Below are 20,468 nucleotides of genomic sequence, written 5' to 3' on the forward strand. Positions count from 1 at the left end.
GCGGGGGTCAGCCCGCGGCCAGCCGCCGCGCCGCCTCCGCGATGTGCGTGCGGGAGATCCCTGCGGCGTCCATGAGTTCCTCGGCCGTGCCGGAGCCCGGCAGGTCGCGGACGGCCAGGTGGGCGAAGGCCGGGCCCTGACGCCGTGCGGCGAGGGCGGACAGCACGGCCTCGCCCAGGCCGCCCTCGGGGTGGTGGTCCTCGGCGACGACCAGGGCACCGGTGTCGCGGGCGGCGCGCGCGAGGGCGTCGGCGTCCACCGGCTTGACCGAGTACAGGTCGATCACCCGGGCCGTGATGCCCTCACCGGCCAGCACGTCGGCCGCGGCCAGGCACTCGTGCAGGGTGACCCCGGCCCCGACGAGGGTGACCTCGTCGTCGCCGGACTGCCGCAGCGTCTTGGAGCCGCCGACCGGGAACGACTCGTCGGGCCCGTACAGGACCGGATACGCCCCGCGCGTGGTGCGCAGGTACGAGATGCCGTCGAGGTCGGCCTGGGCGGCCGTCAGCGCGGCGGCGGACGTGGCGTCACTGGGGTACAGCACCGTGGACCCGTGGACCGCGCGCATCATCGACAGGTCCTCCACGCCCATCTGCGACGGCCCGTCCGCACCGATCTCCACACCGCAGTGACTTCCCGAAAGGGCCATCGAGATCTGCGAGATGGCCGCCATGCGGATGAAGTCGTGGGCCCGGGTGAGGAAGGCCGCGAACGTCGCGGCGTACGGGCGGTAGCCGCGAACGGCCATGCCCACGGCCGAGGCGATCATCTGCTGCTCGGCGATGTAGGTCTCGAAGTACCGTTCGGGGTAGGCCTTGCCGAAGTCCTCGGCGTGCGTGGAGTTGCCGACCTCGGCGTCCAGGACCACGACGTCGGGACGGGCGCCGACGGCGACGAGCGCCTTGCCGAAGGCGACCCGGGTGGCGACCGTGTCCCCGAGCCGGAAGTGCGGCAGGTCCACGGTCGTCGCGGTGATCGGCGGCCGCGCTGCGGCCTCGGGCGGCAGCGGGCCGCGGACGGTCAGGTGGCGCACGCCGCCCAGTTCCTGGATGGCGTGCTCGGCGAGGTCCGGCGGCAGCGGCTTGCCGTGCCAGCCCTCGTGGTCGGCGACCTCCGGGACACCCTGCCCCTTGACGGTCCTGGCGACGATGACGGTGGGCGCCTGCCCGTCCGCCGCGGTGGCCAGCGCCCGGTCGACGGCCTGGAGGTCGTGCCCGTCGACGACGAGGGCACGGCAGCCGAAGGCCTCGACACGGCGGGCGTACGCCTCGGTGTCCCACTGCAGTTCGGTGGGGCCGCGCTGACCGAGCCGGTTGACGTCGACGATCGCGACGAAGTTGGGCAGCCGCCGCTGACCGGCCTTGTCCAGGGCCTCCCACACCGAGCCCTCGGCCATCTCGCTGTCGCCGCACAACACCCAGACCCGGTACGGCTCGTGCTCCAGGTCGCGGCCCGCCGTGGCGATGCCCACGCCGTAGGCGATGCCCTGGCCCAGCGATCCGGTCGCCACGTCCACCCACGGCAGGACGGGGGTCGGGTGGCCCTGGAGGCGCGCTCCGAAGGTGCGGTAGGTCGTCATGAGTTCGCGCTCGTCGACGGCGTCCGCGGCGTGGAACATCGCGTACAGCAGGGGAGACGCGTGTCCCTTGGAGAAGATGAGGTGGTCGTTGGCCGGGTTCTCGGGCTGCTGCCAGTCGTACTTGAGATGACGTGCCATCAGCACGGCCATCAGGTCGGCGGCGGACAGACTGGAGGTGGGGTGGCCCGAGCCGGCCGCGGTGCTGGCCCGCACGGAGTCCACACGGAGCTGCTGGGCGAGTTCGAAGACCTGTTCCAGGTCGCTGTCGGGCCCGATCGGGCGGGCGGCGGCTTTCTGGTCCGTCATGACGGATTCCCTCTTCGCACGGAGGACTCTTCGTACCTGATGCCTGCTACCCACCGGTTTGGGCAGCACTCATCCCGGCCGGCCGGCGTCAGCGCAGGGGCCCGCGGCGCGAACGCCGCCACCGGGCTCCGACGTAGACCAGGTCGAGCACGAGCACCACGATGCCGATGACCAGCAGATAGAACAGACCGTCGGCGACCGCGCCGATGAGCCCGAGGACGACGGCCACCAACAACAGCAGGAGAAAGAGCGCCATGGCCAGAACACCTCCCCGGCGCGACGTGGTGCGCTCAGCGCCGGGCGAGCTTCCGTTCGCCGCCGGCACCCGGGTGGTAGGCCATGTCGTAGTACTGGAAGATCTCCCCTTCCTGCTCGGCGGGCAGGACGTCGTCCGTCCCGATGGACGGAGCCTTCTTCACCAGCCCCTTGGACTGGGCGACCTGGACGTAACCGGGCCCCACGACCGCCTCGTCGAGGGGGACGAACACCAGTCGCTGCCGCGTCGGCAGCCCCGTGCGCACCGTCGCCATGGCGGGCTCGTCGGTGGCGGTGTCGACGTAGACCGCTTCCAGCGCACCGATCTTGTGCCCCTTGGGGTCGATGACGTCGCGGTCGCGCCACTCGCGGATATCGGCTGAATGGATCATGCGCTGCTCCTCGGTGGAGCGCCGGACTGGCGTCGATCCCCGGCGCGGGCGCGCCGGGACCGCCCTGGCCGGGCCGCCGCAGGTGAGTGCGTTCCTGCTCGCTTTCTCATGCTACGTCCGGAACCCGGATCCGGCCGGAGCTCCGTTTACGGCGGCCGGCCCCGGCAACGCGATACGTAGGGGGTGTGTTCGCCTGCCGACCGGCCCTTGGAGGCCGTGATGGACGTCGTGGAAGAGGACCCCTACCGTTTCCGCATCGGCCGGCGCGCCGGAATGCGCGTTCCCGGTGTCGTGTTCGCCTCGCGCGAGCTGCTGAACCACGCGGAGAAGGCCCTGGAACAGGTCGTCAACGTGGCGACGCTGCCGGGCATCGTCGGTGCCTCGTACGCCATGCCGGACGTCCACTGGGGCTACGGCTTCCCCATCGGAGGAGTGGCCGCGACCGACGTCGCCGAAGGCGGCGTCGTCTCCCCGGGCGGGGTGGGTTTCGACATCTCCTGCGGCGTACGGCTGCTCGCCGCCGACTGCGACCGCGCCGCGGTCGGACCCGCCCTGCCCGCGATCATGGACGGACTGGGCCAGGACACCCCGCGCGGCGCGGTCACCGGGGCAGTCTGGCACCTGGGCAGCGACCGTCTGCTGGAACGCGTGCTGACCGGCGGCTCCCGCTACGCCGTGCAGGAGGGCCACGGCGAGGACGGCGACCTGCGGCGCTGCGAGGACGAGGGCACCGTGGCCGACGCGGATACCGGCCAGGTCGGCGCGCGCGCCCGCGAACGCGGCCTCGGGCAGGTGGGCAGCCTCGGCTCGGGCAACCACTTCCTCGAGGTGCAGGAGGTCGCCGAGGTCTACGACGAGCAGGTCGCCACCGCCTTCGGCCTCGCGCTCGGCCAGGTCTGCGTGATGATCCACTGCGGTTCGCGGGGACTGGGGCACCAGATCTGCTCCGACCACGTGCGGGCGATGGACCGGACGATGCGGCGGTACGGCATCGAGGTCCCCGACCGGCAGCTCGCCTGTGTCCCCGTCGACTCGCCCGAGGGCCGCGCCTACCTCGGCGCGATGGCCGCCGCGGCCAACTACGCCCGGGCCAACCGCCAGCTCCTCGGCGAGCTGTCCCGCCGCATCTTCCGCCGCGAGGCGGGGGTGCGCCTGACGCTGGTCTACGACGTGTCCCACAACCTCGCGAAGATCGAGGAGCACGAGGTGGACGGGGCGCCGCGCACCCTGTGCGTCCACCGCAAGGGCGCCACCCGGGCCCTCCCGCCCGGCCATCCGGATCTGCCGGCCGACCTGCGCGGCGTCGGCCAGCCCGTACTCATCCCCGGCACCATGGGCACCTGCTCGTACGTCCTCACCGGCGTGCCACATGGCGACGCCTTCCACTCGACCTGCCACGGCGCGGGCCGGGAGAAGAGCCGGCACCAGGCCGCGCGCGGGGTCAGCGGCAGGGAACTGCGGGCCCGGCTGGAGGCCCGCGGGATCGCGGTCCGCGCCTCGTCCTGGCGCGGCCTCGCCGAGGAGACGCCGGAGGCGTACAAGGACGTCTCGGCGGTGGTCGAGGCGAGCGAGGGCGCCGGACTGTGCCGCAGGGTCGTCCGGCTGGTGCCCCTCGGCGTGGTGAAGGGCTAGAGGAGTGATGAAGATCGGGGCCGGACGTGTGGGAGACCTGCCGGGAGTTGATCCCTGCCGGGAGTGTGTTCGCGTTTCTGGCTGAGCATCGTGGTGCGGTGTTCCCGGCGCAGATGTTCGCGGACATGTGTCCCTCGGCGAGCGGGCGGTCGTCCATGCCGCCGCAGATCGCACGGCTCCACACGCGGGAGCGGGAAGCGCGTGGCGGGTTGACCGCATCTGACACGCATGTTCTATTTTCGCGCCCTCCCGCCCCGTAGATTTCTTCGAGGTGGCAGTCACGGCTGCACGTCTTCCGATCGCCGTTGGATCGCAACCCCCCGGGGACTGGCCGCGGTCTGACGCAGGACGCGTCAGGTTCGGCAGACCAGCGCCCCGGCCGGCAGCAGCGGACACCGCTACGACGTTGAAGGACCCCCAGTGAACCCGAGCACCAACGAACCCATGGCCGATGTGCGGGACATGTACATGGTCCACACCATGTTGCGCCGTGAGTTCGGCCTCCTCCCGCAACTCGTCCGGGACGTCGCCCCGGACGACACCGAACGCTCCGAGGTCGTCGGCGCCCACGCCGCGTTCGTCTGCGACCTCCTGCACCTCCACCACGAGGGCGAGGACCTCGTCCTGTGGCCGCTGCTCCACCAGCGCGGCGGCGAGGAGGCCGAGGACGTCGTGCCCGTCATGGAGCGGCAGCACCACCGGATCGAGGCCGCCAACGCGGAAGTCCTGCGCCTGCTGCCGGGGTGGCGTGCCACAGCACGCGGCGGCCGCGAACTCGCCGAGGCATTCGAGGGCTTGGAGGCGACCCTGCTCGAGCACATGGCGATGGAGGAGGAGCGGATCCTCCCCCTGGCCGAGAAGTACGTCACCGCGGCGGAATGGCGGCGGCTCGGCGAACACAGCCTCGAGAAGTCGGCGAAGAAGACCCTCCCGCTGGCCTTCGGCATGGCGATGTACGAGGGTGACCCCGAGGTCGTCAAGGCGGTCCTCGCCGAGGCGCCGCCGGTGGCCAGGCTGTTGGTGCCCGTGATCGCGCGACGCCGGTTCGCCAGGCATGCCGCACGGGTTCACGGCACCCCCACGCCCCCGCGCGCCACCCGCTGAGCCGGGCCTGACCGTGACCGACCAGCCAGGATCGGTCGCGGTCAGGCCTTCGTCCATTGACCCCTTCGCCTGTGACCGGGCCCTGACGCGGCAGTGATGCCCAGGACGACGGCCGGCTCCGGGAGCTACTGACGGATGTTGATGGCCTGGACCGCCTCGGACTGCGCGACTGCCAGGGGCGAGGCGACGTTGGCCGACAGCGATTCGTTGTGGGCCTTCACGTGCGCGGACTTGAGCGACTTGTTGGTGAACCTCAGGTAGCCGAAGTCCCCACCCCAACCGCCGTACCCGCCGCGGTCGTAGCCCCCGCGGCCGTACCCGCCGCGGTCGTAGCCGCCACCGCCGTGCCCTCCGTAACCGTAGCCACCATGGCCGTGGTCTTTGCGGTCATAGCCGCGGCCACCGTGGCCGTTGTCCCAGCCACCCCCCGAACAGGGCGCGGAAGTTGCCAGCGCCGTACCGGCCAGGGGAACCCCCATGGCCGATACCGCCAAAGCCACCGTAGCTGCGGCTCGAGCAAGTCCCTTCACTGCATTCCTCCTTGGAGACGGGAATTTCCTGATGCGAATCCGAAGCTAGCCGATGGCCACTCGGAAGTCATTCACGCTTCGCGGTGGAGGTCCGCCGAACAGGGCACGATCGAGAAATTGTCGACGGCTCCCGCGAGGTCGAAACCCTGGCGTTCCCCCAGCTCAGGCCCCTTCTTGCCTTGCTGTGCGAGATTTTCCGGGTTCCGTGTTGATACACCTTGGAGTGAATCCGGAACGGACGCTCGACGTCGAGAAAGTGCTGCTGGGGCAAGATAAAATTAATTAATCCGAGCGAGCCGAATTTGGCAAAAATTGTGCCACTTCGGATTCCCTTGGCGCGGCATCCCGATGCGGAAATTACTCCTGAGCGGGGAGAATTGAAAAAAGGGGGCAACTTGGAATCCGGGGCGGTGCTGTGCAAATTTCCCGGTGTTTGCCGGCAGGCGCATCGATGGCGCCCGCCGGCAGGTGAGCGGTCGACCGCGCGAGTCCTGCGAACGGCAGCACGTCGTCCGAGCCGACGGCGACCGCGGCCGGTGGGTCGGGGACCGTTCGGTCGTCGCTGGAGACCGCGTGGCGTGTCGTCAGGGGTCCCCGGACGGAGGACAGTTCCGCCACCTGTTGATGGAGATCGTTGAACGCCGGTGTCCAGGCGATCGCGGTGCGTGGTGGCGGGTCAGAGGGCGATCGACTTGTGCTCGATGTAGTGGGTGAGGTCGGTGGTTCCGAATTCGCGGCCGATGCCGCCGGCCTTGTGGCCGCCGAAGGGGGCGTCGAAGCCGGCCGGGGCGCCGTTGACGAGGAAGGTTCCGGTACGGATGCCGGGGGTGATGTAAGTGGTTACCTATATCCGACGGTGCGTCCGGCCCCGCGCCTTTGCAAGTGACTGCCTACTTACTTAGACTGCATCCATGGCACGCAACGCAGACGAGACCCGGCGGAAGATCCTGGAGGCCGCCACCGAGGAGTTCGCCCGGTACGGCATCGCCGGCGCCCGTGTGGAGCGCATCACCAGGAACGCCGGGGTCAACAACGCCTTGCTGTACCGGTACTTCGGCAGCAAGGTGGACCTGTTCGACAAGGTCTACAGCGACCTGGTCACCGAGATCGTCGACGCCGTCCCGCTGGACGCCGCCGACCTGCCCGGCTATGCGGGGCGCCTGTTCGACTACTACCAGGACCACCCCCAAGTGGTGCGACTGGCCGCCTGGCAGCTTCTCGAGCGACCCGAGCACGCCGTGCCGCAGGTCGTCCACGACGCCCAGAAGGCAAAGGCGAAGCGCATCGCGCAGGCTCAGCAGGCCGGTGTCATCCCGGCCACGCTTCCCGCCGAGGAACTGCGCGACCTCATGGTCCTGCTCTCCGTCAGCAAGACCCCGCTGATGCCCACCATCGCGTCCGAGGCCGACCGCGACCGCCGCCGCGCCACCATCGTCGCCACCGCCGCGGCCATCGTCCGCGCCTGAACAGGAGAACCGCTTCGTGAACGTCGTCATCTTCGGCGCGTCCGGCATGGTCGGACATGGTGTGCTGCGCGCGTGCCTGCTGGATCCCGAGGTCGCCCGAATCCTGGTGGTGAACCGCAGCCCGCTCGGCGTCACCCACCCCAAACTGCACGAGGTCATCCACCAAGACTTCGCAGACCTGTCCGGACTGGCCGGGCAACTGACGGACGTGGACGCCTGCTTCTATTGCCTCGGAGTCTCCTCCAGCGGCCGCGGCGAAGCCGACTACACCCGCATCACCTACGACTACACCGTGGCCGCGGCCAACACGTTGTCCGCCGCCAACCCTGGCCTGACCTTCACCTACGTCTCCGGCGAAGGCACCGACAGCAGCGAGCACGGCCGCACCATGTGGGCCCGTGTCAAAGGACGCACCGAGAACGCCCTGCTCGCCATGCCTATGGACGCCTACATGTTCCGCCCCGGCTACATCCGGCCCCGCCACGGAGCCGTCTCCAAGACCCCCGTGTACCGCCTCACCTACGCCCTGACCTCCTGGCTCTACCCGCTGCTGCACCGCATCGCGCCGAAGCACACCACGACCACCGATCACCTCGGCCGGGCCATGCTCGCCGTCACCCGCCCCGGCACGTCCGCCCAGCGGATCCTCCACAGCCAGGACATCAACCACCTTGGCGCTCGCTGATCCTCTGATCGCCAGATGGATGTCTTCGCTTGGTGCACCGTGCTCGCCGCCGCCAGGATGAGCTGGTCGGTCTGGCGCATGGACACGCTGCCGGTTTGGCGGCGCCGGCTGCCGATGCTGCTTCTGGCCGCCGGAGTGGCAGGAGTCGTCTCCGCGCCGGAGGTGACGTTCGGCACTCCGGCAGTCCGGATCGTCGCGGCTTCCGGCCTCGTCCTGATCCTGGCCGCATGGGCGGTGAGTCTGCGGGAACGCCGGAGGCGGACCGTCGGCCGGCGTTAGGCCCTGTCGTCTGAGGGCACCTCCCAGCGGAAGCCGGGGGAGACGCGGGGCCCGCCCTGCGGGCGGCCGGTCATTTTGACGACAGGCCCTGGGCCCGGAGGGCGCGCCGTCAGACGTCGACCGTCGCCGCGCAGGTCCAGCCGTAGGGGCCGGGCGCCAGGTGGAGCTCGCCCAGCGAGACCGCCTTCGGCACCGCGCCGACCACCTCGACCGACCCGACGTCGGCCACCGCCATCCGCACGTCCAGCCCGCCGTCGTCCACCTCCGCCTCTACGTCGACGGGCACCTCCCCGTGCACTTCGAGCCGGAAGATCACCTCGTCGAGGAGGTCCGCCAGCAGATCGTCGTCGGCGGCCTCCGCGACCGGTATCCGCCGTACGAACGCCGGCCGTACCCCGGCAACGTCCGCGAAGCACTCGACCAGCCCCAGCACCGCCTCGACCAGGCACTGTTCCCGGGTCGGCCCCCACGCCTCGATCCGCACATCGGCGGTGTGGGGCACCGCACGGTGTCCGCCCGCCTCCGGTCCGTCGCCGTACGCCTCGTCCACCATGGGGAAAGCCTGCCCGGTTCACGTCGGCTCAAGGGTGGGTCCGGTAGCGTCCGGCGGACCGGTGTCAGCGCCGTACGGCCCGCAGGATCACGAACTTCGGATTCGACGCGACGACCTCGCAGTTCCCGAAGAGCCGCCGCAGGCGCACGTGGTAGCCGAGGTGCCGGTTGCCGATGACCAGCAGCTCACCGCCGGGCCGCAGCGCGGACCGGGCGGTGACGAACATGCGCTGGGCGGTCGCGGCGGTGACCGCCTGGTGGGAGTGGAACGGCGGGTTGTTGAGGACGAGGTCGACCCCCTCGGGCCCGACCGCGGCCACGGCGTCGGCGGCGTCCCCGACGAGGAAGCGGGCCCCGGCCCCGGGGCCGGCATTGTCGCGGAAGGTCTCCTCGGCGGACGCGACGGCCTGGTGCGACTCGTCGACGAACAGCACCTCGCTGCCGGGGTTCGCCAGCGCCACCGCCGTGCCCACCACACCGTTGCCGCAGCCCAGGTCGACCACACGGTCCGGGCCCTTGCGCTGCGGCAGGTGCTCGAGGAGAAAGCGGGTGCCGATGTCGAGGTGGTCGGCGCAGAACACGCCCGCGTGATTGGTGACGGTGCGGCCGGACAACGGCCCGATGCCGTCGGGCAGCGCGTACCGCAGCGGCCACGGATTGGGCCCGCGGTCCGCCGCCGGATCGGGGGTGCTGAAGATCAGCCGCGCCTTGCGCACTGCCGGCGAGGTCCGGGTCGGCCCCACGATCCGCTCGAACAGCCGCAGCGTGGACGTGTGGATCTCGGTGACCATCCCCGTCCCCAGGACGACGGTGCCCGGGTGGAGCGCGGGCGCAAGCCGGTGCAACTGGTCCTCCAGCAGCGCGAGGCTCTTCGGCACGCGGACCAGCAGCAGGTCGATGCGCGCGGGCGGCTCGTCGCGCGTGGTCAGCAACCGCACCTCGGCGTCCGGCACATTGCGCCGCAGGTTCGCGCGCGTGGCCTGCTGCCCGAGGTGGGAGTCCGTGATCTGCGCGGGACGGTGCGCGGCCAGTGCCGTCGCCAGCGCCCCCCAGCGGTCGCCCAGGACGACGGCCGTGCCCGTCAGGTCCGTGCCCGTCTCGGCGAGGTGCCGCAACAGGTAGTCGTCCGCGGCGTCCCACGCACGCAGCGTCTCCCGCGGCTCCGCGGGGAATCGGGTCAGTTCGAGTGCGCCCCACGGCGTGCTGAAGAGGTTCATCGCCCCCTCAGGGTACGGGCTGCGCACGCCGCCCCAGGCTGCGGGCTTCCGGGGCCGCCGGTCGCGGCGCAGCGGGTCGGGGACCGTCGTAGCAGGTTGAGGAGGTCCCGCAGATCCCGCGCGAAGCGGACGGGCTCCGGCTCGTCACGGCCCCGGCTCCTGTCACGCGCCACGGACACCCCGTGCGGTCGGCGGGTGCGCGTGGGAGCGACGCACCCGTCGGCGCGATGAGGTCAGCCCTGGTCGGCGTTCTGGATCATCTCGGCGAACGTGGTGACGTCCTCGGCCGGAGGCGCCTTGATGGCGGAGGTCCGGCCGTAGCCGGAATACGCGATGGTCAGCCTGGCGGGGCCCTTGGCGGTCCTGCCGGATTCCACGATCTTGACCGCGAGATCACCGGCGCCGATCCACGTCTCGATGTCGACGGTGTTCCTGAAGCCCGTGGCGTGGAGTTCGTCGACGTAGGCGTCGCGCTCGGCCTTGCTGATGAGCTCCAGGACAGCGGTGTCCGCAGCGAGCTTCTTGATGTCCACGGTGCCCGTGTAGCGGGTCGCCGCGGCGCCCGCCACCTGCTCCTCGCCGGCCGAGGCGAGGTCCGCCGCGGTGGACAGGGCGGCAAGCACCGCGGCGGGACCGTGCGGCAGGTCCTTGGCCGGGTTGTCCTCCGCGGAGGAGCCCTCGAGCTTCAGCCACTTCTTGCCGCCCGTGGCCTCGAGCAACACCCCTTCGACCGGGAGGTACACGTTGCCTTCCACCATCGTCAGGTGCACCTTGCGGTCCGGGCCCGCCATGTCCTGCAGGTCGGGGTGGGAGGCGGCGTCCATGCTCACCTCGGCCGCTTCGGAGCCCTTCTTCCAGCTCAGCGTGCCCTCGGACTTGGTGGTGCCCACCTCTGTGTCGACGGAGTCGACGGCGACCTTCGCGGACCCCTGCTGCGCCACCGCCTTGGCGCCGCTGCGCACGGCTTCGACGAGGGAGACCTTGTTCTCCGCCGGATTGGCGGAGCCCCGCGCCGACACGGCCTTCGTTGCCTCCTTGGCGGAGTCACCACAGGCCGCGAGACCGAGTGCGAGTGTGCCGGTCGCAGCCGTCATCGCCACAAGGCGACGAATGTGCATGAGAAGTTCCCCCCCAGGCAGGCAAAGATCTGTCCAACGATCAATGGCCTCGGACCATACAACAATCGGCGAAGGCGTAAACGATCAGGGTCCGGCTCGAACGGAGCGCCATGGACGCCCGCCTTCGAGGCCAGGAGCATCGCGTTCCCCGCGATCGTCACCGGCGTCCACTACCCGGCGGGGGAAGCGGCGCGGATCGCCGTCTCCGTACTCAGGGCGCCGCAGACCGGGGTCCGGCGGATCAGGCTCGTGGCCCGGCACGGCGGGCGAGTCGGCCGAGCCGCGGCAGGACCTCGGAGGCGAGGCGTTCGGTCCGCTCGGCGGCCTCGAACAGGGCGTGAACAGGATGAGTTCCGCGCCGGCGGCGACGACCTCGCGTAGAGACCGGACGCACTCCGCGGGCGTCCCCGCGATCGCCGGGGCCTCGATGCCTGGGGACTTCCTCATGTACAGCGCCGCCAGTCCCGCGTCGATCCGGTCGCGGGCGCGCCGGGAGTCGTCGTCCACCGCGATGTACGCGCTTGGCGATACCGAAGCCCCTGCGCCGGCCTGCCGCTCGCGGCCAGCGCCTCCCGCACGATCCCAAACGCGGCCGGATCGAACTCGCCGTCCGCGTGGAACTGCGGGATGGACATCGCGAATCGCATCCGCGCACCGCAGCGAGCGGCCCCGGCGGGCACGAGGCACCACGCCGCCGGGCACCGCCGCCCCGCGGAGTGACGGTCTGTGTCCCCGCGTCAGCGCTCTGCGACCGTGTGGATTCCCGGAGTTGCGGCGCCGAATCGCCGAGGGACGATGGAAGGGCGGCCGGCACGGTCCCTTGCGACCGCATACGCCGCCTCATGAACGGAAACTCCGGCAGGAGACCCATCATGCCCGAATCCCCGTCCACGGCGCCCGTCCTTGAGCCCGCGGCCAAGGAACTGGCGGACGCCACCGCACAGCACCCGCGCATCTACGAGGTCCCACCGGAGAGCGGCCGCGGGATCCTTGACGACCTGCAGGCGGGGGAGGGCGTGCCCAAGCCCGCGGTGGACGAGGAATGGGTGACCGTCGACGCCGGAGAGTACGGCAGCGTCCGCGCCCGCATCATCCGCCCCGAAGGTGCCACGGAGACCCTGCCGGTGGTGCTCTACATCCACGGCGCCGGTTGGGTCTTCGGCGACGAGAACACCCACGACCGGCTCGTGCGCGAACTCGCGGTCGGCACCAAGGCTGCGGTGGTCTTCCCCGTCTACGACCTGGCCCCCGAGGCGAAGTACCCCACCCAGATCGAGCAGAACTACGCGGTCGCGCAGTGGATCCTGCACAACGGCGAGGACCGGAAACTCGACGCGTCGCGACTGGCCGTCTGCGGCGACTCGGTCGGCGGCAACATGTCGGCCGTCTTCGCGCTGATGGCCAAGGAGCGCGGCGACATCGACGTGTCGGCCCAGGTGCTGCTCTACCCGGTGACCGACGCGAACTTCGACACCCCCTCGTACCAGCAGTTCGCCGAGGGCTACTACCTCACCCGCGACGGGATGAAGTGGTTCTGGGACGCCTACACCAGCGACCCGGCGCAGCGTGCCGAGGTGTACGCGTCGCCGCTGCGCGCCGACGTCGGGCAACTGCGCGGCCTGCCCACCACCCTGGTGATCACCGACGAGGCCGACGTGCTGCGCGACGAGGGCGAGGCCTACGCCGCCAGGCTGCGTGAGGCGGGCGTGGACGTCACCGCGGTCCGGGTGCTCGGCATGGTCCACGACTTCCTCATGCTCGACAGCCTCCGTGACTCGAAGGCGACCGTCGTCGCCCGCACGCTGGCCGTCGAGGCCCTGCAGCGCGCGCTGCACCCCTGAGGCTGCCTCGCTTCAGGCGATCGTGATCCGGTAGCGCCGCACCGCACCCGACCCGGCCCCCCGGGCATCTGCGGGTTCGAGGACGCCGCCGTTGCGCTCGATCGTCCGCGCGGAGGCGGTGTTGGCGGCCTCACAGACGGCGAGCACGTGCTCCAGCCCGAGCCCGCGCGCCTCGTCGAGCATCCGCCCCAGGGCCCACGTGGCCAGTCCACGGCGGCGCGAGGACGGCCGGATGCCGTAACCGACGTGGCCGAACCGCAGCACGTAGTCATCGGGCCCGAGCCGCAGGGCGATGCCGCCGTGCACCCGGTCGCCCTCGACGATCCACCGGTACGTACAGGCGTGGCCCGCTGCCACGGCCTCCGGACCGGACTGCCCGGCCAGCATCGTCGCCCAGGCCGCGAATCCGTCCGGCGAGCGAACCTCGTCGGACGGCCCCAACCCGAAACCGTCCTCGTGCCGGCCGGGTCCCCACTCGTCGTGGGCCTCGAGCCAGGCGGAATGCAGAAGGACGGTGGGCGCGACCAGTTCGGGCATGCGGCGACGATATCCGTGCACGTGCCTCGAACAGATGTCCGCCCATCGTCGGAAAATCGGGTGTGTGTGCGCACGGCGCACTGCTAGTTTCCATGACGTGCCGAAGCTCAATCAGATCATCGCCGTGGAAAAGGGCGTCAAGTCCAAGTCCCTTCAGGAACTGACCCAGGCCCATCACGACGTCCAGAAGCCCGCGCTGCTCGCCGGGATCTCGCGGACGTACCAGCCCAAGGACGAGGAGGGCGAGCAACTGCCGCCGGAGTCCACCCGGGTCCAGGTGAAGGCCGAGGACGTCCTGCACGCGGTCGGGGGCACCCTGACGCGGCTCTTCGACGTGACGGCGACCAAGGACTGGGCCAACCGGACCGCGGCCGCGGACGTGGTGGTGGACGGGCGGGTGCTGCTCGCGCAGGTCCCCGTCCCGTACCTGCTGTTCCTGGAGAAGCAGCTCACCGACCTGCACACGTTCGTGCGCAAGCTGCCGGTCCTCGACGCGTCGGAGTCGTGGAACCCGGACCCGTCGACGGACTGCTGGAAGACCGACCCGGTGCGGACGATCCGCACGAAGAAGGTGCCGCGCAACCACGTGAAGGCCGAGGCCACGGAGAAGCACCCGGCGCAGGTCGAGGTGTACTACGAGGACGTGCCCGTGGGGTACTGGACGACCGTGAAGTTCTCCGGCGCGCTGCCGGCGCGCCGCGTGAACGAACTCCTCGGCAGGGTCGAGAAGCTGCAGCAGGCCGTCAAGTTCGCCCGCGAGGAGGCCAATGGCGCGGACGTCACCGACCAGCGCGTGGGGGAGGCGGTCTTCGGCTACCTCTTCGGGTAGCCCCATCAACGCCCCTCGTGAGAGCGGGGGGTGCGCCGAGAGCGCAAGCTGAAACTGACGTTGAAGCTGACCAGGGGTATCAGTGGGGGTTCGAGTCCCTCCCCCGGCACCACACGCCGGGGTGGCCCAACCGGTAGAGGCAGCCCCGTGAATCTCAGACTCTCGCTCCAGTCTCAGCATTCGCCGCCGAACGCCGGATCGACCGAGCGCGGACGATCATCGACGGATGGGGGTTCAATTCCCCTCTGCGCCTCTTCGTGGCGCGGTAGTTCAAAGGTAGAACACGTCGATCTCAGAATGATCCGCGACTCTTAAACGCCGCCGGTGTGCGCAATTGGGTGGCACCACAGGAGCCCGGGCAGCTGGATACCGCTCCCGGGCTCCGTCACGTCTCACTCTGCCGGGCCGCGGCTGCCGACCGTCTGGGACAGCAAGGCCAAGTGCGTCCAGACGGATCGGGAACCCGACCTGTCACTGGACGTGAGCGACCTGGCTTCGGTCCACCTCGGCGGCACCGCCCCGAGCACGCTCGTGCGGGCCGGACCCGTCCGGGCGCGCCGCCCGGACGCGGCGTCCCCCGCTGACGCCCTCTACCGCGCCGAGCGCTTCCCGCACTGCCTGCAATGGTTCTGACCGCGTGCGCCTGCGGCGACCGCGCAGATGTCACCTCGCGCCCTCGCGCCGGAGCCTTCGGGTCCGGCGCGAGCCGTTGCATTGTCAGCCTCCGCTGATACCGTCCGGCCGTTCACGATCTCCGAGGAGGGGCTGTATGGGTGCCAGCGGGTGGGACTATGTGACGGGGTACGACGGGGACGTCGCGGCGGCTCTGGCGGCTTTGCAGGCGGAGGTGTTCCAGGAGGCGTACGGCGACGGTGCCCGTTACAAGGATCTGTGGGAGCTGTACGAGGACGAGGAGTTGATGGGGGAGGAGGGCACCCACACGATCCTCGACATTCACACGGTCGTGGCCACGGACGCCCCGCCTGTGCCGTTGCGTGCCGGGGACTACGGCACGCTCAGGCCCCTGCCGCTCAGCCGCGTGGTGCACCACTTCGGTACCGAGCACCCGACGGTGGAGCAGTACTCGGCGCTTGTTGCCGCGGCCGGTGAGCTCACGAGCCACGAGGAGTTCGAGCGGAGCCTGCTCGGCGAGTGCCGGATGAGGTGGACCGGCTGCTACGTCATTCTGCACTCCGATGGCGGGCCCACCCACCTGGGGATCTTCGGCTTCTCGGGTGACTAGGACCGGGCTGGCCCGGCTTGTTGCCGCACCGGGTACGGGTCGGCGGGCTGGGGGGGGATCCAAGGGTGTCGAGGAGGGCGTGGGGGGCTTGTGGCGGAACCGTGGCGCGAGACAACGTTGTCATTGGACTGGGCATGACTATACCGGCCCGGGAGGCAACGTTGTCAAGGGAGTTGATGTGCACCCGAGGCGGTCTTCCGGGACACCGGTGGGGCGCGTTACTGTCCCCGCGGCTTGTGTGACCCGTGGCGCGCGACCCGTCCGTGAGAAGAAGGGCCGCGTCATGCGCTTGCGTCCGACGTCCGTGCTGCTGGCCGCCGTCCTGGCGGTCGGCGGTGCCACTCCCGCCCTCGCGGCGCCCGCCGCGCCGCCACCCGATCTCGTCCAGGACCCCACCTCCTACGTCGACCCCCTGATCGGCACCAAGAACGGCGGCAATGTCTTCCCCGGCGCCGTCGTGCCGCAGGGCATGCTGTCGTGGAGCCCCGAGACGACCGGCGGCGACGCCACCCGCACCACGGCGCCCGGCGGTTACCACTACGACACCCCCCGCATCCGGGGCTTCAGCCTCACCCACATGTCGGGCACCGGCTGCGCGGGCGGCAGCGGCGACATCCCGTTCCTCCCGTACGCCGGGGAGGTCACCACCTCGCCCGCCGCGGACACCAAGGACGCGGTGTACGCGGCCGGCTTCAAGCACGCCGACGAGACCGCCGAGCCCGGCCACTACAAGGTCGGCCTGTCCTCCGGGGTGACCGCGGACCTGACGGCCACCACGCGCACGGGCTCCGGCCGCTTCACCTACCCCGCGGACAAACCCGCCTCCATGCTGATCCGCACCGCCAACTCCGAGGTCGGGTCGACGGACTCGACCGTGACCATCGACCCGCGGACCCGTACCGTCTCCGGTTCGGTCACCTCCGGGAACTTCTGCGGCTACCTCGACCCGGAGGGCCAACGCGCCTACTACACCCTCTACTTCACCGCCCGCTTCGACCGCGACTTCAAGGCGACCGGCACCTGGCAGGACGACAGGCTGAACGCCGGCTCCACGACCGCCTCGGGCGGCACCGGCGGCTTCGCAGCAGGCGGGAACCCGGTCGCCGGCAAGGGCGCCGGCGGCTGGGTGGAGTTCGCGCCCGGCAGCGGACCGGTGAACGTCAAGGTCGGCATCTCGTACGTCAGCCAGGCCGGCGCCGCCGCCAACCTCGCCGCGGAGAACCCCCGGCACCGCTCCTTCGACTCGGTACGGGACGCGGCCCGCCGCGCCTGGCGCGAACGACTGGGTGCGATCAAGGTCGGCGGCGGCACGGACGCCGAACGCACCACCTTCTACACCGCCCTGTACCACGCGATGATGCACCCCAACGTCATCAGCGACAGCGACCGCAGATACCGGGGCAGCGACGGCGAGGTCCACACGGTGGCCCGCGGCCACCAGGCGCAGTACGGCACCTTCTCCGGCTGGGACGTCTACCGCTCGCAGGTGCAGCTGCTCACCCTGCTGAGCCCGCGCACCGGCTCGGACATCGCCCAGTCGCTGTACGAGCTCGCCCGGCAGAACGGCGGCGTCTGGGACCGCTGGCTGCACGGCGCCTCCGGCACGCACGTCATGAACGGCGACCCGTCGCCCGCCGCCCTCGCCGGGATCCGGGCCTTCGGCGGCAAGGACTTCGACCTGCGCGGCGCGCTGGACTCCCTGGTGAAGGCCGCGACCGTACCGACGGAACGGGACCTCTCGCCGGCCGGCAAGCCCATCCTCTCCGTGGGCCAGCGTCCCTCCCTGGACAAGTACCTGAAGCTGCACTACATGCCGTCCGTCTCCAACGCCTGGGGCGGCGCCGCCGAGACCCTGGAGATGTCGGGCGCCGACTTCGCCCTCTCCCAGCTCGCCACGGCCGCCGGTGACAAGCGCACCGCCGCCGACTTCGCACGGCGCTCCCAGTGGTGGCAGAACAACTTCAACCTCGCGGCCGACCCCAGCGGCGGCTACATCGCCAACCGCGCGGCCGACGGCAGCTGGGTCACGGGCTTCACCCCGGGCACCGGCAACGGCTTCGTCGAGGGCACTGCCGCCCAGTACACCTGGATGGTGCAGCACGACCCGGCCGGGCTGTTCGCCGCCATGGGCGGACGGGACGAGGCCCTCGACCGGCTGGACGCCTTCTTCCACAAGGCGGACGGCAGCTGGGCCTTCACCGGCAGCGGCGGTGAGAAGTCCGAAATGGACAACGAGCCGTCGATCAACGTGCCGTACCTCTACGCCTACGCCGGAAAGCCCTACAAGACTCAGGAGACCGTCCGGGCCGCGATGGGCGCCCTGTGGTCCACGCAGCCGGGCGGCATCCCCGGCAACGACGACCTCGGCGCGATGTCGTCCTGGTACGTCTTCTCGGCGCTCGGTATGTACCCGCAGGTGCCCTCCCGCGCCGAACTCGTCCTGGGATCACCGCTGTTCCCGCGGATCGAGATCGACCGCCCCGCCGGGAACGACATCTCCATCCGCGCCGCGGGTGCGGCGGCCGACGCTCCGTACGTCCGGTCGCTGAAGGTCAACGGCCGTACCAGCGACCGGCCGTGGCTGCCCGCCTCCTTCGTCGAGGACGGCGGCAGGCTCGACTACACGCTGTCGGCGACCCCGGACCGCCGCTGGGGAGCCGATGCCGCGGACGCGCCGCCCTCCTTCCGGGAGGGCGAGCAGCCGTACCAGGTCGGCGTCGGACCCACCACGGCGACGATCGCCCCGGGCGGCGGCACCAAGGTCGGCATCCGCGCCCTGTCGCTGCGCGGCGGTCAGGCACCGCGGGTGAGCTTCCGGGTGGAGGTTCCGGCCGGCGTCACGGCATCCCCCGCGGAGGGGACGTTCACGGACGGCTCCCAGGAGATCACCCTGTCCACCGCCGGGGACGTCAAGCAGGGCTTCTACGACGCCAAGGTCGCGGTGACCTACGGGGACACGTCGTACGAGCAGCCGGTGTCCCTGACGGTCGCCGCTCCCGGCTCCCTCATCGCGGCGTACAACAGCACGGGCATCTCCGACGACTCCGGTGACCACGACGAGGCGGACTACGACGGCGGCGGCTGGAGCTACTCCCGTCAGGCCCTCGCCGCGGCGGGCCTGACCGCCGGTACGCGGGGCACGGTCAGCGGAGGCCTCGGCTTCACCTGGCCCGATTCGCCCGCGGGGCGCCCCGACAACGCCTCCGCGACCGGTCAGACCATCGAACTGACCACTCCCGCCTCGCGGTTGTCGTTCGTCGGCAGTGCCGTCAACGGCGACCAGCAGACGACGGCGACGGTCACCTACGCCGACGGCAGCACCGGCGCCGTCGACCTGTCCTTCACCGACTGGACGGTGGGAGGCGGCGGCGGCAGCGTCCGGTTCGGCAACGAGGTCGTGGCCAGGACCGCGTACCGGAACGTGGCGGGCGCCGACAAGGACCCGGTGGCCACGTACGTCTTCGCCACCAAGCCCTTCGCAGCACCGGACGGCAAGACCATCACGAGCGTGAAGCTCCCGGCCAACACCGACCTCCACGTCTTCGCCCTCGCGGTGGACTGACCCGGAAGACCCCAGGGGCGGGCGCGGAGCGATTCCGCGCCCGCCCTTCGTGCTGTCCGCAGCGGGGCGCCGGATAAGCGCCGAATAAGGTGGCGCAGGTCATAGAGGGAATTCCAGGAGACCTGGAACCCTTTTTCTGGAATTCCGTCCGGCAATGCGCATTGCCAATTCTTTGTGTGTGGATTGCCTGGTATGGATGCAGGCTGCAGGAGGATATTTACCGAGCCGTTGGGCGATGGCCACCCATTGTTCGCGAGCCCCCGTCGACTCGGTTGAAGGCCCTGCTCACAGGGCGGTCCGGACGAAGGAGAAAGCACGTTGGGCCGTTACCTACTGCGCCGCCTCGGCAACTACGCAATCCTGGTGTTCATCGCGGCCAGCGCGACGTACTTTCTCGCATCCTTCACCCTCCACCCCGACATCGACTACCTGTCGAAGAATCCCCGGCCGCCGCTGCACTCGATCTACACGATCCTGCACGGCTACAACCTTGACCCGCACACACCCGTGTACCTCCGCTATTGGCGCTGGCTGACCGGAATCGTGCTGCACGGAGACTTCGGCAGGACCTACGACGGTGCGTCCGTCAACACCGAGCTGGGTCGCCGCGTGCTGGTGAGCACCGAGCTGCTCTTCGTCGCCACCGTCCTGGGTGCCGTCGGCGGCGTCGCGGTCGGCGCCTGGAACGCGCTGCGGCAGTACCGGCCGTCCGACCGGGTGTCGACGATCGTCTCCTACGTCCTGCTGGCCACCCCGGTCGTGGTGATCGCGGTCGGACTGCGGACCCTGGACACCGCGGGCGACGGGCCGCTGGTCCAGTACATCGGGATGTACGACCCGAAGGTGCACGGCACCCTCCCGGTCGTCCTGAACAACCTCGAACACCTCGTGCTGCCGACCCTGACCCTGCTCCTCGCCCAGATCCCGTTCTTCAGCCGCTACCAGCGCAGCACCATGCTCGACGTGCTGGGCAGCGATTTCCTGCGGACGGCCCGCGCCAAGGGGCTGCGGCGGCGCCAGGCGGTGCTGCGCCACGGTCTGCGGACCGCGGTGATCCCGGTGATGCCGCTGGTGGTCTACAACGTCGTGCTGCTGTTCACCGGTGCCACCTTCACCGAGGAGATCTACGGCTGGCACGGCATGGGGGAGTGGCTGGTGGACTCCATCACCAGCAACGACGTCAACGCGGTCGCCGCCGTGGCGATCTTCACCGCCGGCATCGTCCTGATCGCGGGACTGCTCTCTGACCTCGTCTACGCGGCGCTCGACCCACGGGTCCGCACGTGAGAAGGCCCGCACCTGAGATGGCCCGCACCTGAGAAGGCCCGCACCGACCCGGAA

At 70.6% G+C, this 20,468-nt stretch carries 19 protein-coding genes and 1 pseudogene; 11 read left to right on the plus strand and 9 right to left on the minus strand.

Annotated features, from left to right (window positions below; all coding sequences use genetic code 11):
- Positions 1-7: 7 nt before the first annotated feature.
- The 3 genes from ACFW3D_RS35115 to ACFW3D_RS35125 all read right to left on the minus strand — a co-directional run bounded on the left by ACFW3D_RS35115 (position 8) and on the right by ACFW3D_RS35125 (position 2,532).
- Positions 8-1,885 (minus strand): transketolase, encoded by a 1,878-nt coding sequence (locus ACFW3D_RS35115; protein ID WP_500511434.1) that lies wholly within the window; start codon positions 1,883-1,885, stop codon positions 8-10.
- A gap of 88 nt (positions 1,886-1,973) precedes the next feature.
- Positions 1,974-2,141 (minus strand): hypothetical protein, encoded by a 168-nt coding sequence (locus ACFW3D_RS35120; protein ID WP_500511436.1) that lies wholly within the window; start codon positions 2,139-2,141, stop codon positions 1,974-1,976.
- Positions 2,142-2,175: 34 nt separating this feature from the next.
- Positions 2,176-2,532 (minus strand): PRC-barrel domain-containing protein, encoded by a 357-nt coding sequence (locus tag ACFW3D_RS35125; protein ID WP_500511438.1) that lies wholly within the window; start codon positions 2,530-2,532, stop codon positions 2,176-2,178.
- Positions 2,533-2,751: 219 nt separating this feature from the next.
- Between ACFW3D_RS35125 and ACFW3D_RS35130 the strand changes: the two genes are divergently transcribed.
- Together ACFW3D_RS35130 and ACFW3D_RS35135 are read left to right on the plus strand one after the other, a co-directional pair.
- The gene (locus ACFW3D_RS35130) at positions 2,752-4,164 is read left to right on the plus strand and encodes an RtcB family protein (protein ID WP_500511440.1); all 1,413 of its coding nucleotides are present in this window, start codon (positions 2,752-2,754) and stop codon (positions 4,162-4,164) included.
- A gap of 420 nt (positions 4,165-4,584) precedes the next feature.
- Positions 4,585-5,268, plus strand: coding sequence for a hemerythrin domain-containing protein (locus ACFW3D_RS35135; RefSeq protein ID WP_500511442.1), 684 nt, complete (start codon positions 4,585-4,587; stop codon positions 5,266-5,268).
- 125 nt (positions 5,269-5,393) lie between these two features.
- On the opposite strand, the gene ACFW3D_RS35140 is transcribed toward ACFW3D_RS35135, so the two are convergent.
- A complete protein-coding gene (locus ACFW3D_RS35140) occupies positions 5,394-5,747 on the minus strand; it encodes a hypothetical protein (protein ID WP_500511444.1) in 354 nt (117 codons plus the stop codon).
- Between the two features lie 727 nt (positions 5,748-6,474).
- Positions 6,475-6,630: an aldehyde dehydrogenase family protein gene (locus ACFW3D_RS35145; protein ID WP_500511505.1), complete on the minus strand. Its 156-nt coding sequence runs from the start codon at positions 6,628-6,630 to the stop codon at positions 6,475-6,477.
- Positions 6,631-6,709: 79 nt separating this feature from the next.
- Here ACFW3D_RS35145 and ACFW3D_RS35150 point away from each other — a divergent pair, with 79 nt between their 5' ends.
- The 3 genes from ACFW3D_RS35150 to ACFW3D_RS35160 are packed head-to-tail and all read left to right on the plus strand — an operon-like array spanning position 6,710 to position 8,228.
- Positions 6,710-7,264 carry a TetR/AcrR family transcriptional regulator gene (locus tag ACFW3D_RS35150; RefSeq protein ID WP_500511446.1) on the plus strand — a complete coding sequence of 185 codons (555 nt, stop codon included), beginning with the start codon at positions 6,710-6,712 and terminating at the stop codon, positions 7,262-7,264.
- A gap of 16 nt (positions 7,265-7,280) precedes the next feature.
- Positions 7,281-7,949 carry a Rossmann-fold NAD(P)-binding domain-containing protein gene (locus ACFW3D_RS35155; protein ID WP_500511448.1) on the plus strand — a complete coding sequence of 223 codons (669 nt, stop codon included), beginning with the start codon at positions 7,281-7,283 and terminating at the stop codon, positions 7,947-7,949.
- A 15-nt stretch (positions 7,950-7,964) separates the two neighbouring features.
- Positions 7,965-8,228, plus strand: coding sequence for a hypothetical protein (locus ACFW3D_RS35160; RefSeq protein WP_500511450.1), 264 nt, complete (start codon positions 7,965-7,967; stop codon positions 8,226-8,228).
- Positions 8,229-8,337: 109 nt separating this feature from the next.
- Here the strand turns inward: ACFW3D_RS35160 and ACFW3D_RS35165 are convergent, their stop codons facing one another.
- The 3 genes from ACFW3D_RS35165 to ACFW3D_RS35175 form a co-directional block, all read right to left on the minus strand.
- Positions 8,338-8,781, minus strand: a complete 444-nt coding sequence (locus ACFW3D_RS35165; protein ID WP_500511452.1) for an archease — start codon at positions 8,779-8,781, stop codon at positions 8,338-8,340.
- A gap of 64 nt (positions 8,782-8,845) precedes the next feature.
- A complete protein-coding gene (locus ACFW3D_RS35170; RefSeq protein ID WP_500511454.1) occupies positions 8,846-9,997 on the minus strand; it encodes a methyltransferase in 1,152 nt (383 codons plus the stop codon).
- A gap of 233 nt (positions 9,998-10,230) precedes the next feature.
- Positions 10,231-11,091: an SCO4651 family lipoprotein gene (locus ACFW3D_RS35175; protein ID WP_500511456.1), complete on the minus strand. Its 861-nt coding sequence runs from the start codon at positions 11,089-11,091 to the stop codon at positions 10,231-10,233.
- An 896-nt stretch (positions 11,092-11,987) separates the two neighbouring features.
- Here ACFW3D_RS35175 and ACFW3D_RS35180 point away from each other — a divergent pair.
- Positions 11,988-12,956, plus strand: a complete 969-nt coding sequence (locus ACFW3D_RS35180; protein WP_500511458.1) for an alpha/beta hydrolase — start codon at positions 11,988-11,990, stop codon at positions 12,954-12,956.
- 12 nt (positions 12,957-12,968) lie between these two features.
- Here ACFW3D_RS35180 and ACFW3D_RS35185 read toward each other — a convergent pair whose 3' ends face one another.
- Entirely contained in the window at positions 12,969-13,493 is a 525-nt protein-coding gene (locus ACFW3D_RS35185) for a GNAT family N-acetyltransferase (protein WP_500511460.1), read from the minus strand.
- A gap of 97 nt (positions 13,494-13,590) precedes the next feature.
- Between ACFW3D_RS35185 and ACFW3D_RS35190 the strand changes: the two genes are divergently transcribed.
- The 5 genes and pseudogenes from ACFW3D_RS35190 to ACFW3D_RS35210 all read left to right on the plus strand — a co-directional run bounded on the left by ACFW3D_RS35190 (position 13,591) and on the right by ACFW3D_RS35210 (position 20,414).
- Positions 13,591-14,322, plus strand: coding sequence for a DUF7873 family protein (locus ACFW3D_RS35190; protein ID WP_500511462.1), 732 nt, complete (start codon positions 13,591-13,593; stop codon positions 14,320-14,322).
- Positions 14,323-14,724: 402 nt separating this feature from the next.
- Positions 14,725-14,955 (plus strand): annotated as a pseudogene (locus ACFW3D_RS35195) (sterol carrier protein domain-containing protein); the annotation flags it as partial.
- Between the two features lie 136 nt (positions 14,956-15,091).
- Complete coding sequence (locus tag ACFW3D_RS35200; RefSeq protein ID WP_500511464.1) at positions 15,092-15,565, plus strand: hypothetical protein; 474 nt, start codon at positions 15,092-15,094, stop codon at positions 15,563-15,565.
- Positions 15,566-15,848: 283 nt separating this feature from the next.
- Positions 15,849-19,127, plus strand: a complete 3,279-nt coding sequence (locus ACFW3D_RS35205; protein ID WP_500511466.1) for a GH92 family glycosyl hydrolase — start codon at positions 15,849-15,851, stop codon at positions 19,125-19,127.
- A gap of 318 nt (positions 19,128-19,445) precedes the next feature.
- Entirely contained in the window at positions 19,446-20,414 is a 969-nt protein-coding gene (locus tag ACFW3D_RS35210) for an ABC transporter permease (RefSeq protein WP_500511468.1), read from the plus strand.
- Positions 20,415-20,468: the final 54 nt, after the last annotated feature.

The organism is Streptomyces sp. NPDC058864 (genome assembly GCF_042742985.1).
In the GTDB taxonomy this organism is placed as follows: Bacteria; Actinomycetota; Actinomycetes; order Streptomycetales; family Streptomycetaceae; genus Actinacidiphila.